At 40.2% G+C, this 15,695-nt stretch carries 18 protein-coding genes and 1 pseudogene; 7 read left to right on the top strand and 12 right to left on the bottom strand.

The genetic code is table 11. The features are described 5' to 3' along the window. The first annotated feature begins 128 nt into the window (after positions 1–128). Both A3O17_RS00690 and A3O17_RS07750 read left to right on the top strand, forming a co-directional pair. A complete protein-coding gene (locus tag A3O17_RS00690; protein ID WP_064208574.1) occupies positions 129–1,058 on the top strand; it encodes an ABC transporter ATP-binding protein in 930 nt (309 codons plus the stop codon). After that, a complete protein-coding gene (locus A3O17_RS07750; protein WP_081255490.1) occupies positions 1,033–2,259 on the top strand; it encodes an ABC transporter permease in 1,227 nt (408 codons plus the stop codon). The genes A3O17_RS00690 and A3O17_RS07750 overlap by 26 nt, the downstream gene beginning before the upstream one ends. Positions 2,260–2,295: 36 nt before the next feature. On the opposite strand, the gene A3O17_RS00680 is transcribed toward A3O17_RS07750, so the two are convergent. From A3O17_RS00680 to A3O17_RS00640, 10 genes and pseudogenes are all read right to left on the bottom strand, one after another. Next, entirely contained in the window at positions 2,296–2,655 is a 360-nt protein-coding gene (locus A3O17_RS00680) for an iron-sulfur cluster biosynthesis family protein (RefSeq protein ID WP_064212620.1), read from the bottom strand. Between the two features lie 38 nt (positions 2,656–2,693). Next, on the bottom strand, positions 2,694–4,085 hold the full coding sequence (locus tag A3O17_RS00675; RefSeq protein ID WP_225354643.1) for a DHA2 family efflux MFS transporter permease subunit: 1,392 nt from the start codon (positions 4,083–4,085) through the stop codon (positions 2,694–2,696). A 114-nt stretch (positions 4,086–4,199) separates the two neighbouring features. Further along, positions 4,200–4,874 carry a hypothetical protein gene (locus A3O17_RS00670; RefSeq protein WP_064208445.1) on the bottom strand — a complete coding sequence of 225 codons (675 nt, stop codon included), beginning with the start codon at positions 4,872–4,874 and terminating at the stop codon, positions 4,200–4,202. A 51-nt stretch (positions 4,875–4,925) separates the two neighbouring features. Beyond that, a complete protein-coding gene (locus tag A3O17_RS00665; protein ID WP_064208444.1) occupies positions 4,926–5,630 on the bottom strand; it encodes a YoaK family protein in 705 nt (234 codons plus the stop codon). A 96-nt stretch (positions 5,631–5,726) separates the two neighbouring features. Continuing rightward, positions 5,727–6,308: a DJ-1 family glyoxalase III gene (locus A3O17_RS07945; RefSeq protein ID WP_064212632.1), complete on the bottom strand. Its 582-nt coding sequence runs from the start codon at positions 6,306–6,308 to the stop codon at positions 5,727–5,729. Positions 6,309–6,398: 90 nt separating this feature from the next. Then, positions 6,399–6,818, bottom strand: a pseudogene (locus A3O17_RS07940) (DUF805 domain-containing protein); the annotation flags it as partial. 20 nt (positions 6,819–6,838) lie between these two features. Then, positions 6,839–7,324 (bottom strand): DUF805 domain-containing protein, encoded by a 486-nt coding sequence (locus tag A3O17_RS00655; RefSeq protein ID WP_064212619.1) that lies wholly within the window; start codon positions 7,322–7,324, stop codon positions 6,839–6,841. 119 nt (positions 7,325–7,443) lie between these two features. Continuing rightward, positions 7,444–8,007, bottom strand: a complete 564-nt coding sequence (locus tag A3O17_RS00650) for a DUF805 domain-containing protein (protein WP_064212618.1) — start codon at positions 8,005–8,007, stop codon at positions 7,444–7,446. 18 nt (positions 8,008–8,025) lie between these two features. After that, the gene (locus tag A3O17_RS00645; protein ID WP_064212617.1) at positions 8,026–9,144 is read right to left on the bottom strand and encodes a DUF805 domain-containing protein; all 1,119 of its coding nucleotides are present in this window, start codon (positions 9,142–9,144) and stop codon (positions 8,026–8,028) included. A gap of 80 nt (positions 9,145–9,224) precedes the next feature. Further along, the gene (locus tag A3O17_RS00640) at positions 9,225–10,562 is read right to left on the bottom strand and encodes an MATE family efflux transporter (protein WP_064212616.1); all 1,338 of its coding nucleotides are present in this window, start codon (positions 10,560–10,562) and stop codon (positions 9,225–9,227) included. 105 nt (positions 10,563–10,667) lie between these two features. Here A3O17_RS00640 and A3O17_RS00635 point away from each other — a divergent pair, with 105 nt between their 5' ends. Then, the gene (locus A3O17_RS00635) at positions 10,668–11,048 is read left to right on the top strand and encodes a type II toxin-antitoxin system RelE/ParE family toxin (protein ID WP_064212615.1); all 381 of its coding nucleotides are present in this window, start codon (positions 10,668–10,670) and stop codon (positions 11,046–11,048) included. A 5-nt stretch (positions 11,049–11,053) separates the two neighbouring features. Then, the gene (gene greA / locus A3O17_RS00630) at positions 11,054–11,530 is read left to right on the top strand and encodes a transcription elongation factor GreA (protein ID WP_064212614.1); all 477 of its coding nucleotides are present in this window, start codon (positions 11,054–11,056) and stop codon (positions 11,528–11,530) included. A 21-nt stretch (positions 11,531–11,551) separates the two neighbouring features. Here greA and A3O17_RS00625 read toward each other — a convergent pair whose 3' ends face one another. After that, a complete protein-coding gene (locus tag A3O17_RS00625) occupies positions 11,552–12,094 on the bottom strand; it encodes a TetR/AcrR family transcriptional regulator (RefSeq protein WP_064212613.1) in 543 nt (180 codons plus the stop codon). Positions 12,095–12,312: 218 nt separating this feature from the next. Between A3O17_RS00625 and A3O17_RS00620 the strand changes: the two genes are divergently transcribed. The 3 genes from A3O17_RS00620 (at position 12,313) to A3O17_RS00610 (ending at position 15,059) form a co-directional block, all read left to right on the top strand. Next, positions 12,313–13,809, top strand: a complete 1,497-nt coding sequence (locus tag A3O17_RS00620; protein ID WP_064212612.1) for a DHA2 family efflux MFS transporter permease subunit — start codon at positions 12,313–12,315, stop codon at positions 13,807–13,809. Positions 13,810–13,812: 3 nt separating this feature from the next. After that, positions 13,813–14,580, top strand: coding sequence for a DUF4811 domain-containing protein (locus A3O17_RS00615; RefSeq protein WP_064208436.1), 768 nt, complete (start codon positions 13,813–13,815; stop codon positions 14,578–14,580). A 230-nt stretch (positions 14,581–14,810) separates the two neighbouring features. Further along, positions 14,811–15,059, top strand: coding sequence for a hypothetical protein (locus A3O17_RS00610; RefSeq protein WP_064208435.1), 249 nt, complete (start codon positions 14,811–14,813; stop codon positions 15,057–15,059). Between the two features lie 52 nt (positions 15,060–15,111). On the opposite strand, the gene A3O17_RS00605 is transcribed toward A3O17_RS00610, so the two are convergent. Next, positions 15,112–15,695 (bottom strand): IS3 family transposase (locus tag A3O17_RS00605; protein ID WP_064572378.1); only part of this gene is annotated, 584 nt, incomplete at its 5' end.

The raw sequence follows: 15,695 nt of genomic DNA, 5'->3' as shown, positions 1-15,695 counted from the left end.
TTACATTCCCCTCCTAACGCCTTAAATCTAAAGATGAAATTAGCTTTCGGGACTGTTATAATAATTGATAGTTAAGAATCTTAACTATTAACAACATATCAGATTAATACAGAAAGGGGTATTTCTAATTGTTATCTTTGCAAAATGTTAGCAAAACATTCGACCATCAAAAAGCCGTTTCTAATTTGTCCTTCAATTTGAAAAAAGGCGAAACCCTTGGATTAGTTGGTCAAAACGGAGCGGGGAAATCAACAACTTTTAAGATGATTTTGAATTTTATTTCGCCAGATTCAGGAAAAATTCAATTTAACGGTCACCCACTAATGGCTGCTGACCTCAATTTAATTGGTTACATGCCTGAAGAACGGGGATTATATTTAGACATGACAATTGAACAACAAATCGTCTATTTCGCAGCATTACACAATTATCCTAAAAGGAAAACTCTCCAAAATTTAGATTACTGGATGAACAAGCTTAATGTAAAAGGAACGAAAAAAAGCAAGATTAAAACCTTATCAAAGGGGAACCAGCAAAAGGTTCAATTAATTACTTCTTTTATTCACGAACCGCAACTTTTAATTTTGGATGAACCTTTTTCAGGATTAGATCCTGTAAACACCGAAAATTTGATTGCTGCGATTTTAGAACTTAAAAAACGAGGGACTACCATTATTTTCTCTTCGCATAATATGCAAAACGTGGAACTCGTTTCAGACAAAATTCTTATGCTTGTAAATGGCGTTACCAAGCTTAATGGAGCAATCAATGCGGTCAAGGATCAATTCCCCAAAAATCAAATTTATCTTGAAGGTAATTTTGAAAGCAATGACCTTAAGGCTTTCAATGGGGTTCAAGCAATATCCCCATCATATCCCGGATTTATTTTAACCTTTGCCACTGAAAATCACGCTCGGTCAGCCATCCATGAATTAAAAAAGAATTATTATGACCAGGTTACCGGCTTCAAACTTTTGCTTCCATCACTCGACTCGATTTTTAAAAAGGTAATTACTACGGAGGAAAGAGAAAATGAAAAAAACAATAATTGTCGCTAAAAGTTTGTTTACAAGAAGAATAAAACGGCCAAACTATTATTGGATGATTTTTGCACCAATTCTGTTAGTTTTGATTGGTCTTGGCTGCAACCATTTTATTGAACAAAGCAATCAAAACGAACACCCTCGAATTGCAGTCGTTGCACCTCAACAAGTTAAAACTGAAATTATTCAACAAGAAAAGAACACCAAGAATCATCTCCGCTTTTCCCAAACAAATTTTAAATCTTTAAAACAAGCCAAAAGTCGTTTAAATAACGGTAATCTTGATGGCATCATATATATTAAAAACAATCAATTAACTGCTGCGCGGTACATATATAAAAAACAAGCAGCTGCTTCAGAAAATGTAACCAAAGACCTTAATCAAATTTTATCTTCGGTTAAAATTCAAACCCTTGCAGCTGCAATGGGACTTTCGCTTAAGCAGGTCGAGGAGATTACCTCACCGGTTAAAATATCCCTTTCCTCCATTAATCCTAAACAAGACCAATCTGACCATCGCGAAAAAATGCAAACTATCAGTCAATTTGTTGTAATCGGCGGATTTCTTCTCTTAACAAGCTACATCAGTATTACTGGGGCAGAAATCGGTCGTGAAAAAAGTGACCACCTCATTGAAGGCGTTTTGGCATCCATCTCGACTCGAAACTATTTTGCCGGAAAAATGCTCGGTGTCTTGTTCTTATTAGGATTTCAAATCGTCATTTATGCTGGAATAGCTATTTTGGTAAACTCTCTTTTACCGTTTTTCCATCAAAAAGCACTATTCAACCTTAGCTTTTTCAAAGGAGTTTCAATTGAATATATCATTCTAACTTCGTTGTTAATGATCGTTGCAATAATTCTTTATATTTTACTTGCAGCAATTATTGCATCATTTGTTTCACGAACCGAAGACATTTCACAAGCCACTAGTGTTGTTGCTTCGCTGATCTTGATTCCTTATCTTATCGGACTGATTGCCTCTTCAAATTCCGATTTAGGTTTTATTAAAATCTTGTCTTATATTCCATTTGAAAGTCAAAGCATCATGCCTGTAAGAATTGCTACTGAAACCGCATCATACTCTCAAGGATGGATCGCATTAATAATTAGCATCCTTGCGATGATTCCACTTTTCGATATCGCAAGTGCTGTTTATCAAAAACACATTTTCAAATACAGTAACCATAATTTATTTTATAATTTGATTCACTAAAAATAACAAAACGAGCGGGAAAATTCCCGCTCGTTTTTATTCATTTCTCAAATCAAGGACATTCAATGCCGGCGTTAATTGTCCACGGTATTTGCCCTTTAACGTTAATTGCTGATATGAATTAACCGCAATCGTCATTTCCTCATCCATAAACGATTTTGAATAATCCTTATAGTAAAAATCGCCTAAGGCCGTTGACAACTTGGCATTATATTCATGATAATCGCTGTCTTTGCGCACGATCAATAACCGAAATTCCTGGTTTAACGTGCATGAAATTGCTTCTTCTGGCCGGTAGCCAACGCCGTCATCAAAGTCCAATAAGACAACCGCGTTTGAATCTTCAAAATATGGTTTCAACTTTGCTTGAGCTTCATCTGTAATTTTTAATTCCATTATTCTTCCTCCTCACCACTTCTATTTTATCCTATCTTTTAGTAAGTGAGAAGATTTTTGACTATGTTCTTCACATTTAAGTAGCGGACAAATAAAATTAAAACGAGCGCCGTTAAAATCAATGTAACCCACATTGAGCACCGCATTCCGACCACAAATGAATGCGGAATTTCACTGATTACAATCAATAATGTAACTGAAACTGAGCCAAATACTTGCCGAAGAGCATTATTCAAAGCCGTCGCATGGCTAACTTCCAATGGGGCAAGGTCTTTGAACGCTTCTGACATAACCGGTGAAAAGACCAGTGCGTTCCCGATCATTCGAACTGCATACGCGGTCGTCATCAACCAAACCGGCATCGTTGCCTTGATCATTACAAATGGGAATGTTCCAAAAAGCATTAAAATCGTTCCGCCAAGGACCAACTGTTTGGGTCCAAATTCATCATATAAACGGCCAACAATTGCCGCCGTGATTGCATTTAACGCCGCCCCAGGAAGTAATACCATTCCGGCTTGCATACTTGTCAAATGCGTAACATCCTGAGCAAAAATTGAAACCATTTGTTCCGTTCCTAACAGAACCATAAAGGCTGCGATTCCGATCAACGTCATTAATCGAAATGATTGAACTTTAAAAATCGAAACTTTCAGCATCGGATCAGCCAAGTGCAGTTGCCGCCGAACAAACAATGCGACTAAGATGCCACCCACAACGAGCATTCCAATTCCCATTGCGAACTGCGTCTGCATGACCGTCAAACTTGCAAGGGCCAACCCTGAACCTAATAACGACATGGTAACTGATAACATGTCGATCTTAATTTCCCGCGGCTGCGAATAATTTGGAAAGATAAATGCGCCAATTCCAAGGATAATTACCATTACCGGAAGAATTAAGATAAATAAATAACGCCAGCCCAGTCCACTCAGAATGAACCCGGCTAACGTAGGACCAATTGCCGGGCCAAAAGCAACGACTAAACTTGAAATTCCCATAATCGTTCCCCGTTTTTCAGGCGGGAAAATCGTCACCATCGTTGTCATTTGAAACGACATTAAAATTCCCCCAGCGGCCGCTTGAATCAGCCGGGCTAATAAAAGCATCCAAAAGTTCTGCGCTACACATCCTAAAAGCGTTCCGGCCGTAAAAATTCCAATCGTTCCTAAAAATACTTGCCGGTTAGTAAATTTTTCATATAAGTTAGCTGCTAACGGAGTTACGATTCCAATCAAAAGAGTGTATCCGGTCGTTAACCACTGGACCGTCGTCATCGCTTGATGCATGTCTGATTGAATTACCGGTAATGCAGTAACCATCATCGTTTGACTCATCAAGCAAATAAAATCTGAAATTAGTAAAATTGCTGAAATTACAATCCGTTTTCGGGGATCAATCGTATGGGCAATATCGTTTGCGTTGTCCACATTCATTCCTCCTTCATTAAAATAGACTATTTAGCCATTGTACATCTTTTTAGAAAATGTTTCATATGGAACGAAAAAAGAGGCTGTGACCTCGGTCACAACCTCTACCTTAATTTATTCATTCTTACCAGCATTAACCGCCTTCGCGATCACATCACTTGGACTGCTGCCGCTGACACTGTAAACCTTATTATTCTTTTGCCATGTTAAAGTGTAAGTGTTCGTTGCAATATCGAACGTTCCAACCCCGTGATTTTGCGGTGCTGGAAGGTAAACGGTTTGTAACTCATTTACGATCTGTTTAGCCGTTGGCGTCGGATCTTGGCCTTGAACAGCTGAGGCCCGTACCGTAAATGACCAGTTACCTTCGTTCCATTGAAGCATCTGTTGCCCGGCACCAGAATTCAACGTTCCCGTAATGCCGTCTCCAAGGTTAACGGTTGGCAACCCCTGTTGATCTCCAGTCGTGTAACCCGGTTGGTTGGTAACGTAACTTGCTGCCTGGGCCTGGTTATTAAATTCTTTTGTTTGGGCATTATTGGCGTTCTGATTATTTTGCGCTGTTGTCTGTTGATTTGATTGTGAATTATTATCAGTCGCCGTGTTCGCATTGGCCGTTGATTGATCAGCAGCCGCCTGCGTTTGGTCGTTCTGACTGCGTTTAACTGTCTCAGTTTTCGGTGTGTTGTCTGTTTTCGTGTTATTCGTTGAAGTTGCGTGGTTGCCGCATCCTGCAAGTAAAACAGCCATTCCAGCAACGACTAATAAACTTGATTTCTTAATTTTCATCATTATCACCTCACGGCCTTTGATTACACCTTTATTATACCATTTTCCGGGTTAGAGTTTCTCTCCTGGATAAAAATTATCCCGGTGATAAACCATTAATCCATAGCAGAAATTAATGATCACTAGTAATGAAGCCGCGATCCAAATCGTGTGAATCCCGAAGTAATTATCAAGCAATGCCGAAACGATCGCTCCGCAAATAAAGCTGATCACTAATAACAGATAGTTCGAAGCCGCCCGCGTTTGACTGCTGTCATGATCAACAAAATACTTTGTCCAGGCAATTACCGCTTTTTGCAAGTTTCCCGTCGAAACCGTGTTCCGATAACCTAAGCCTTCGATCTTATTAAATGCGATCGTCTGCATCGCAATGCCAAACGCCAAGAATGGAACAACAAAAACATTCGGAACACTCGTCGGCACAAACCCAACGACCAACGAAATAAACATGATCGGTAAAATGCAAAAGATCCGTTTATACTTCGACTTTACCTTTAACGCAATCGTCGTTACCACGATCAGTCCCAGAATGTATGCCAAGAACGTTGCGACTTTGGTCGTCAATCCTGGAAGATTGTGCTTAGCGATATCCGTTCCAAAAAAGATAATGTTTCCGGTCTGTCCAGCAGCCAACGTGCCGCCGCGCTCCGTAAAAGTATATGCATCGATAAAACCGCCGCAAAAGGTAAACGCTAATGCCAATTCCCGTAATTGATACAGGTGCGGCCGTTTGATCTTTTCGCGATATGCGCGCAAATTTCTCTTCCTTTCTTAAAAAATGATACTTTCCATTATAATCCAAAAACGAGGTTATGACCCTTGCATAACCTCGTAATTATCAAATTTTAATTTTTATTTCCGCATTTCATCACGTAAGTAGTTATAAAGCATTGCTTCTTCTTGGGGAGCCGGATCAACGCCTAAAATCTCAGCAATCTTGAATGCATACGCCATTGCGGTTGCCGGACCGCGACTAGTAATGATTTTTTCCGCTTCATCAACAACAACGATTTCATCTGAATGCGTGGCATTCTTAATGTCATCTTCAAATTGTTTTTCAACTCCTGGGAAACACGTGTATGTGCAGTTATCCAGTAACCCGTAACGGGCAAACGCAACCGGACCTGAACACATCGCAGCGTTCCATTTGCCCGCAGCATGACGTTGTTGGATCAAGTCCATTAATTGATCACTGTCCCGCAGGTTATCAGCGCCCTTTGAGCCCCCGGGGAAAATAACAATGTCATAGTCTAATAAACTTTCGTCCATTACCTTATCACAGGTCAGTTGAATGCCATGTGCTCCCATTACATCGGTGCTTTCCAAACCGACCATGTCAACTTCAACTCCTAACCGGCGCAAAGCATCGACTGGCGTTAATGCTTCGATTTCTTCGCATCCCGGAGCAATCATTACTGCTGCTGTTTTTGTCATTTTATCGCTTCCTTGTAAATTTTTATCTTCCTTTGCGCGGGTAATCCAATTTGCTTTTTGGCGAGCAAAATAGTCCGTCGGCAAACAGCACAAAACTAACTGAACTGCTAACACTGCCAGTAAAATAATTCCAAACGGCATGCCAAAAAGTTTAACCATCAAGGCTGCCATCCACCGTAAAATGATCCAAACTACCACGGGAAAAGTTTGAAACCCAATGTCCCGCAGCCGCCGGGCCAAAATGGCGTATTCAGCAATGTATAGCAGCAAGCCGCCAACTGAAACGACCAGGCTGCCGACCGCAATGATCGATTGATGGCCCGATGCCATTGACGATTCAAGGCTCCCATAAAAAATGGTATACAAGGCAAGGGCAAAAATCAGGCACACAACTTGGCCCCACCAATAGCCTGAACGGGTTGACCGGCCGCCATAACTTAGGATTCCCCGGCAATAATCGTGAAAAGCCTCTTCAAATGAAACTTTTCCCTTTTCATTAATTCGCCGCATCTTAAAATCCTTCTTTAGTCTTATTTTTCACGAAATACTTTCGTTTCCTTATCAACTGCCATCGCATCCGTTGGAATGCAGAATAACAAAATTAAGAATGCTTGGCAAACCACTAACGCTGCAACGGCGATCGTTGAAGTAAACAAAACGTTTAACACTGCTAAAACAGCGTTAATAATTACTAAAATCGTAATCGGCAACGTTTTTAACCCTGCATCGCGCAACCGGCGAAATGCAAGTGCCGTCAGTGGAATCAACATTGCCAGCAAAAAAATTGCCCGGACAACCAAAAACACGATTCCGCTTGCCCCGCCAGCATAGGCCGACGCAAAGTATCCTAAGACTAACTGATCGATCACGATCATAATTGCTAAGTATTCAACGATGCCGATCCAAAATGACTTTCGAACCGAACGGCCGTTATAGCTGATGAATCCCTTCCAAAAGTTTAATAAGCTGTCTTTTAACGTGACATCTTGATTTTCATTAACTTGTTTAAGCTTCATGTTCTCTTTCCTTTCAGTTCAATCCTCTTTATCTATTAATGATACCCCACTTAAAATGGAATGGTCAAAAAAAGAAGGTCAGAACCTTAAGTTCCAACCTTCATCATTCTGCATTTCAACTATTTAATTTCTTGTTCCCGACCGTCTGGATAGAAGACAACGGTTGGAAGTGATGTGCTTGTCGTCGTTGCAGCTGGAGCCGCCGGTGTTGATTGCGGTTGAGCAGCTGCGGTTGTTTGCGTTTCATCAACGGTGTCTTTGCCCCGCACTAACCAGTTTTCCTTTTCGGCAACAAATTGGTCAGTTGGAAGTAAGGCGAAGACAAAGCCAGCAGCTGCGGCAATTGTATTTAAAAAAGGAATAAGTGCGCAAACTAACCAAATAATAATTGCATTTGTCTTAAAGCCTACATCCCGAAAACGTCTAAATATTAATGCAAATTGTGCAATCAACATAAAAACGGATAAAATCCAAAAAGGGATTAGAAGAATGATATCCAAAAAAGGAATAAGGCCCGATATGAGCATCACTAACGCACAAGCAAAAAGAAAAATCATCTCACCTAAAAAAGCCCACCAGTAACCTGCACGAGTTGAGCGGCCACCATAGCTTACCCATCCTTGAATATAATCCTTAATTGCTTGACCAAATGTTACTTCTCCGCGTTCTTCAATTCGACGCATTTTAAAATCCCTCTTTCTCTAAAATAATGATTTATTTTCAAAAAACTTTGAATCTTCCTTTTGTGTTGCCATTGCTCCGGTTGGAAGGCATAGGAAAATGATTTGAATAATTAAATCAATTCCAATATTCCAAATGGTTCCCGAAATCATTCCTCGAGAAACTGCTGAAAAAACAATTGAAATAATAATATTTAATACCACCATGAGACCCCAGCCAATGAACATTGTCTTCAATTTCAGTCCAACGTCTCTTAGCCGCCGGATCATCACTGCCCAGTTAGCAAATCCGAATGGAACAAGGGCACTCAAAATAATCATTCCAACTCCAATTGCAACTATATTCGTTGAAAATGGCATTATCTCATCCGAATGGAAAATAAATTGAATTATGTTCATTAAGAAAAAGATTATGCAACACATAAACCCAATCCAGAAAATCATCATTAAAACTTGGATAATCAGAGCAACTTTCCAGAAACCGGCCCGGGTTGACCGGCCACCAAAACTCAACATCCCATGGAAGTAATCATGAAATGCCTGCTTAAAGCTGACCTTCCCACGTTCCATAATTCGGCCCTTCACAACGTTTTCTTCTGTTCCGTCAGGTTCAAATTTAATAACTTGAAGGTCATCATGGAATTCAAAAGTCTCCGGGCTTTCAAAAAGGAATTTCATAAAACCATTTTGATATTGCTTAACAAAATGGCCGGACGGAACGGATGCAACATAGATCAGCCAAATGTTAACGATTGCCATCAAAATTGTTAACAACGGAATAGGTACTAGTGAGATTACTAACCAAATTATTAAAGGAGTGGTCTTAAAACCAACATCCCGCATTCGGCGGAAAAACAATGCCCACGTTCCAATTTTGATTACAACAAAAGCAACTAGATAAACTAGAACTGAAATAATGAAGATCGTCATAAACGCTCCATTAGGCCCAGCTATTTTGCAAACCATTCCGTTTAGGGTAATTAATAAGCCTAAAATTCCATAAGAAATAACAGACGTCGTTAAAATTCCATACCAGAAGCCCGTCCGCGTTGACCGGCCACCAAAACTGAAAAGTCCGCGCCAAAAATCAACAAAAGCTTGTTTGAATGAAATTTCCCCAGATTCTTCGATCCGTTTCACCTATATCACCTTTCCAAATATTAATTCTTTTTTATTATGCACGAACAATATCTTAACATAAATTAGCCGGTTGCTCGAGCCTATTTTTCATTTTGTTGCATCCATTTATGAAAATCACCACGGTATAACAGCAAACCGATTGCAAACGTAATGACATCGGCAACGGGTTGCGCCCAGACAACCCCGTGGAAACCAAAGAGGGCGGAACATGCAAGCATCGTGATCAGGTAAACAACTCCCTGACGCGCAAATGACATTGTAAATGCACTCCAAGCTTTTCCAGCTGATTGGAAAACCGTTGTAAATACTAGGATTGCGCCGATAAATGGAGTCGTGGTCAAACATGCCCGCAACATATAAGCCCCAAGACTGACAATGATTGGCTTATTCATGAAAATTTTGATCAGGAATGGAGCAATGATCATCAAAATAATTGAGAAGATAATTGCGTAACCGACTTCGATCAGCAGATCAAAATCAAGGGCTTCCTTAAACCGTTTAACATTCTTCGCCCCATAGTTATATCCAATCAACGGTTGGGCTCCAAAGGCAAAGCCGACCATTACTAAGGTGATGATCGATGCAATTTTTTGCGTAATCCCCATTGCGGCTACTTGGTCTGCCCCGTAAGCTGCCAGGAAGTTGTTCAGTAACGCAATTCCGAAACTTTGCATAAGGTTTGTAATGGATCCTGGAATTCCGATCGCTAACACTTCGCGAAATTCTTTCCAATTAATGTGCGCCTGCTTAATGTCAACGTTAATGTACTTGCAGTCGCGAACAGTGTAGTAGATCAATAGCACTAATTCAAGGGCATATCCGAGAAGATTTGATAATGCAACGCCGGCAGCGCCCCACTTTAATCCGAAAATGAAAATCGGATCAAGAATCAGGGAAACGATGATCCCATAAACCGTTGCTAACATACTTTGCTTAGCTAATCCTTCTGTTCGAATCAAGTTCGTTGGCGTCAATGATGTAATGATAATTGGCGCACCGAAAACGTAAACCCGATAAAAGGCAGCCGCATACTGATACGTTGCAGCCGTTGCCCCTAACATATGTAAAAGCGGTTTTTCAAAAATCAACAATAAAACCGTTACGACAATTCCCAAACCAATTGAATAGTAGAAACATGCACTGCTGGTCCGGGCACTGCGATCATGCTCCTTTTGACCAAACAACCGGGAAATCACTGAACTGCCGCCAATTCCAAAAATATCGCCTAAAGCTAACATGAACATAAACAGCGGCGTACAAACCGTAATTCCCGCAACCAGATCTGTATTTCCCGTTTGCGCAACAAAAAAGGTGTCCGCCAAGTTATATACCATGCTGGCGAGCATCCCCATGACGACCGGCAATGAAATTTTAAAATAGACCTGTTTAATTGGTGCTTTTTCAAATAGTTCTTCCAAGATATTCTTCCCTTTCCGCGTCGTTTTCATTATTTTTCAACGATCATGATATAATTAAAATATATCATGCTATGTCAAGTTTCAGTTTTAGAGAGGATCTTTGAAATGGCAATCTACCTGTATGAAGATAATCGCGGGAAAGTTCTATTTTTAGACTGGTACCGCAAAATTCGCGAAAAAGATCAAAGCATTTACCGCAAAGTCAATGACATGCTGACCCAAATGAACGAGCAGACCTTACCGCTTACCCGGCCAACGGTTAAGCGGATGATTTTGCGGCTTCCTTACCGGCATTTATACAAAATTCGGTTAGGCAAATACCGGTTGATGTTCATTGCCCAGGACGGGGATTACTTTATCATGCACGCTTTCCGCAAAACGACCCAGAAAACGCCTGATAAGGAGATCCACAAGGTCGATCGCGAAATCAAACAGCACCATTACATTCCGCTGAAGCGTAAAATGCTTGAAGAAAATGAAGGTTAAAATTTATGGCTGACGTATATTTTCAAAAAATGACGCCGGAAGGCCACCAGCAAATCGTTGATGAAATCGAAGCCTTAAAAGCTGACCGGCCGGCTAAAATCAAACAATTGCAAGAAGCCCGGGCGCTTGGCGATCTATCTGAAAACGCCGAGTACAGTGCTGCTAAACGTGATTTACGCCACCTTGAAAGCCGGTTGCGTTATCTCAATAAGCAGTTACAATACGCCCAGGTAATTGAACCGGAAGACAACGGTGAAGTCGATATCGGGACCGACGTTGAACTGCGTTTTGAAGACGATAATGAAACCGAAACATATCATATCGTCGGCAAACAGGAAGCCAACGTTGATGACCAAAAAATTTCATTTGATTCTCCGATTGGACGTGCAATCATGCATCAGAAAGCGGGTACGACCGTTGATGTTGTTGCCCCGGCTTCGTCATATCAAGTTACGATCATTAAAGTGAGTGTAAACAAATAGTGGATGAGCAATGCTCATCCACTATTTGTTTGAGTTCTTCTTTAAATATTTTTTCGCCTGAACGACCATCCATGCCATGTCAGCTGCAATCTGATCGTCGCTGCCTTCGATTTCACCGTTAATGTATGATTCAAAAACGCCTCCGATCCCGGCTGCAATAAAATGCTGAATTGCCGGGTCAACGTCCGTTCCATACTCTAACTGCAATCGTTGCAAAACATAATATTGAATTCTCTTTCGAATTAATGCCGAGGCTTGACCATTATAAACGCGTTTAAAAAATTCCCGATGCCGGCCAAGCATTGCCAACGCTTCCCGGTAAAAATCAATCGGTTTCGCGTCTGGAATCTGACGAACATTTTCACGAAACGCCTCAAAATGTTCCTTTAAAATTGCATCTAGCAAATCATACTTATCCTTGAAATGCAGGTAAAACGTCTTCCGTTCAACATCCGCTGCATCGCAGATCATCTTGACCGTAATGTCGGCAAACGCTTTTTCCTGAATCAATTCACCAAATACCTTCTTGATGCGTCCAGTTGTGCGTGCAACTCTTCGATCCATCCTATCCTTTTCTCCTTTTCATCATTTTCATATCCTAATAATATCTTTTCAAAAATGTTGCAATTCTAATTTTCATGTTCTATTATATATAAGTGTAATAAGAAACACAAGTGTAATTATATACATGTGTTAATTAATTTTAAAGAATTTGGTTTTTTAACGAATTCATCGTCAATTTAATAGATAATAAAACTACTAATCGTATAGGAGGTCATTTTATGAGCAATGCAAAAAACAAGCGTGCATTGGATATGAATGGCAAACCGTACAGCCGTGGTTTACTAATGTTAGTTATCATCGTCGGCTTGTTCGGAACATTCTTGGCCGGAACAATGCTTGCAACGGCATATCCAACCTTGATGCACGACTTTAATATTAAAGCCAGCACCGTTCAGTGGTTATCTACTGGATTCATGCTGGTTACCGGGGTCATGATTCCAATTACCGCGTGGATGATGAACCGGTTCAGTTCAAAGAAACTTTACATTATTGGAATGGGATTGTTCTTTATCGGAAACATTATTTGTTTCTGTGCCAACAGTTTCGCCATGCTTTTAACCGGACGGATCGTTTCTGCCCTCGGGGGTGGAATTTTAACTCCATTAGGACAGTCGATCGCGATGTCAATTTTCCCACCTGAAAAACGGGGAACGATTATGGGAATGGTCGGAATTGCGATTGGGGTTGCCCCTGCAATCGGACCAACCCTTTCAGGATGGATCATCGATAACGCTAACTGGCGGATGATTTTCGGAGTTACCCTTCCATTCATCGGGTTAGACTTATTACTGAGTTTCTTCTTTATGAAGAAGGTTTTACCAACCAAGAAACTTAAGCTGGATGTTCTTTCAGCAATTATGGCCGTGATCGGTTTTGGTTCATTGCTTTACGGAACATCTGAAGCCGGAAATGACGGTTGGGGATCAATGGTTGTTATTGCTTCGATCATCATTGGGGTGATTTTCATTGCATTATTCAGCTGGCGGCAATTTAAACTTGAAACGCCATTCTTGGATCTGCGTTTATTGAAGAACTGGCACTTCTCATTAGCTTCATTATTAGGTTCAATTGCCCGGATTGCCTTAGTTGGGGTTGAATTAGTTCTTCCACTCTACATTCAAATCGTCCGGGGCGAATCAGCATTCCATTCAGGATTAATGCTTCTTCCAGGGGCCTTGTTAATGGGGTTGATGAGTCCAATCTCAGGGATCTTATTCGATAAGTTAGGTGCTCGGACATTAGCCATTACCGGTTTGACCTTATTAACATTAGGAACATTCAACTTCACAACATTAACAACTTCAACGCCAATTATTGAAATTGTTGTTTTATATGCTGTTCGGGTAATGGGAATTACATTAGTGTTAATGCCATCAACAACGGCCGGCTTGAATTCATTACCATTGAATAAAATGAATGACGGAACGGCCATTAACAACACGTTACGGCAGACCCTTGGGGCAATCGGAACGGCGATCTTCACAACGGTTTACTCAAACATTCAAAATGCCCAGATGCCTGGCAAATCATTGCTTCACAGTGCACCGCTTGAATACAAGCACCAAGCAATTACCGCTGCCTTAAATGGTTACCACGGGGCATTCTTTACCGCCGTTGTCTTTGGTTTGCTTGGATTGATCCTTGCATTTTGCCTTGAAAAGAACGCCGGATTAGTAAAAAAAGACGTTAATCAAAAAGTAACAAAGGAGGCTTAGAAAATGGTTTTATGGATATTACTTATCAGTATGGTTCTTTTTGCCGCGACCTTTATCGGGTTAGTTAAAAAGCCCAAACTTCGCTATCCAATTTCAATTTTCTTCTTACTCCTTGCAGGTGCATGTTCAGTTTCATTGATGTTGAATGATTCACATCACCTTGGAATGAAGAGTATCACTGAAACGCAAACCAAAACTTTAGTTTCAACGACTGGCAAAAACAGTCCGTTAAAACTGACCGTTTACAAAGCTCTTGGAAACGGCAAGGAAAAGGTCTTTGTTTACCGGACAGCTGACCAGCCAAATAAGAATCAAAAGACAAAGATCGATTACGATGTTACGACCAAGGTTGAACACAGCAATGTTCAAACCCCGCAAGTGGTAATTCAACGAAGTCGCTACACGTATCAAAATGATTTTTGGAAAACCATGTTTGCAGGTTTAGGTTTAAATAAGGAAACCCATCATTACACTTACATCTTTAAGGTTCCACAAAATTGGCTTGTTTTAAGTACCAGTCAATTACAGGCAATGAAGAGTCAGGAAGCCGCTGCGAAAACCCAAATCAAAGATCAAGTGAAGGCGCAATTACCAAATCTGGTTAAGGCCCAAATGATGAAGGAATTGCAAAAGAATCCAACAATGAACGATCAACAAAAAGCTCAATTGGAAAAGCAAATCACCGCTCAACAAGAAAAGCAACTCGTTGCCAAACTTGAACAGCAGATGATGGGCAAGTTGATGCCGCAGTTAGAAAAAGAATCATTATAAGATTAAAGGAAGACGTGAATTGGTCGCGTCTTCCTTTTAATTTTATATTCGTTCATTCATTTTCATTTAACGTCATTTTAATAATCAAATTCGAAACGTTACGAATGTTTAAAGTTATTAATATTTTTCTTAATATCGTCCTTTTTAAGGTGCTTAAAATAGTTTTATCTATATCTTTTTTTGTATAATGGGAAAGTTGTTTAAATATTTATTGTCAAAGGAAGTTTATAATGTACGTTTTACTTGATGATCAAGGAAACGTCCTCATTGACGAAGTTGATTATGTAACGGGAGAACATCATCAACGCTTCGTCGCACCTGAACGAATTGACGCAATTAATTCGTACCGCAATAAGGAAGCACGAATTAAAAAATTCTTCCCGTGGTACTCATTTGAGGGCGATTATCATTTAGTAAAAAAGAGTAAGTGGCTTCGAAATTTACAACATCGTTTATCTTTACATAAAAATATGATTTAAAAAGAGGTTGTGGCGAAATGAAGTGAACCCCAAAAGTTGGACACTTTATTAGCTAGGCAACCTGGGACTGAGTTCTGTATTGAACAGGACTCAGTCCTCTTAGTTTTACCTTAATTCTGTCGTTATTATAATACTGGATATACTGGTGAATTGCTTGAATCAATTCATCAGTATTTTTGTATTGATCTTCATAACCATAAAACATTTCACGTTTTAGGACACTGAAAAAATTCTCCATTAATCCGTTATCCAAGCTATTTCCCTTACGGGACATACTTTGAATGATTCCTCGTTCCTTTAAAAACCGTTGATATGCCGCATTTTGATATTGCCATCCTTGGTCGCTGTGTAAAATCATTCCATTTAACGATTCATATTGGTCAAGCTGATTCAACATATTAAATGTTTGGTGGAGATCAGGTGAAGTCGAGATGTCATAAGCAATAATCTCTCCGTTGAATCCATCTAAAATTGGTGATAAATATACTTTTTCGCCGTTATTAAGTCTGAACTCAGTGACGTCAGTATATACTTTCTTTCGTGGCTGATCAGCACTGAAGTGACGATTGATTTCACTCTCTTGATTTTTGCTAATTGCCCTCCTGTTACAACTATAACGTCTTCGTCTCCGTCGTA

The sequence above is a fragment of the Ligilactobacillus aviarius genome, from assembly GCF_001654615.1.
GTDB lineage: Bacteria > Bacillota > Bacilli > Lactobacillales > Lactobacillaceae > Ligilactobacillus > Ligilactobacillus aviarius_B.
This window is presented reverse-complemented; position numbering and strand designations above follow the sequence as displayed.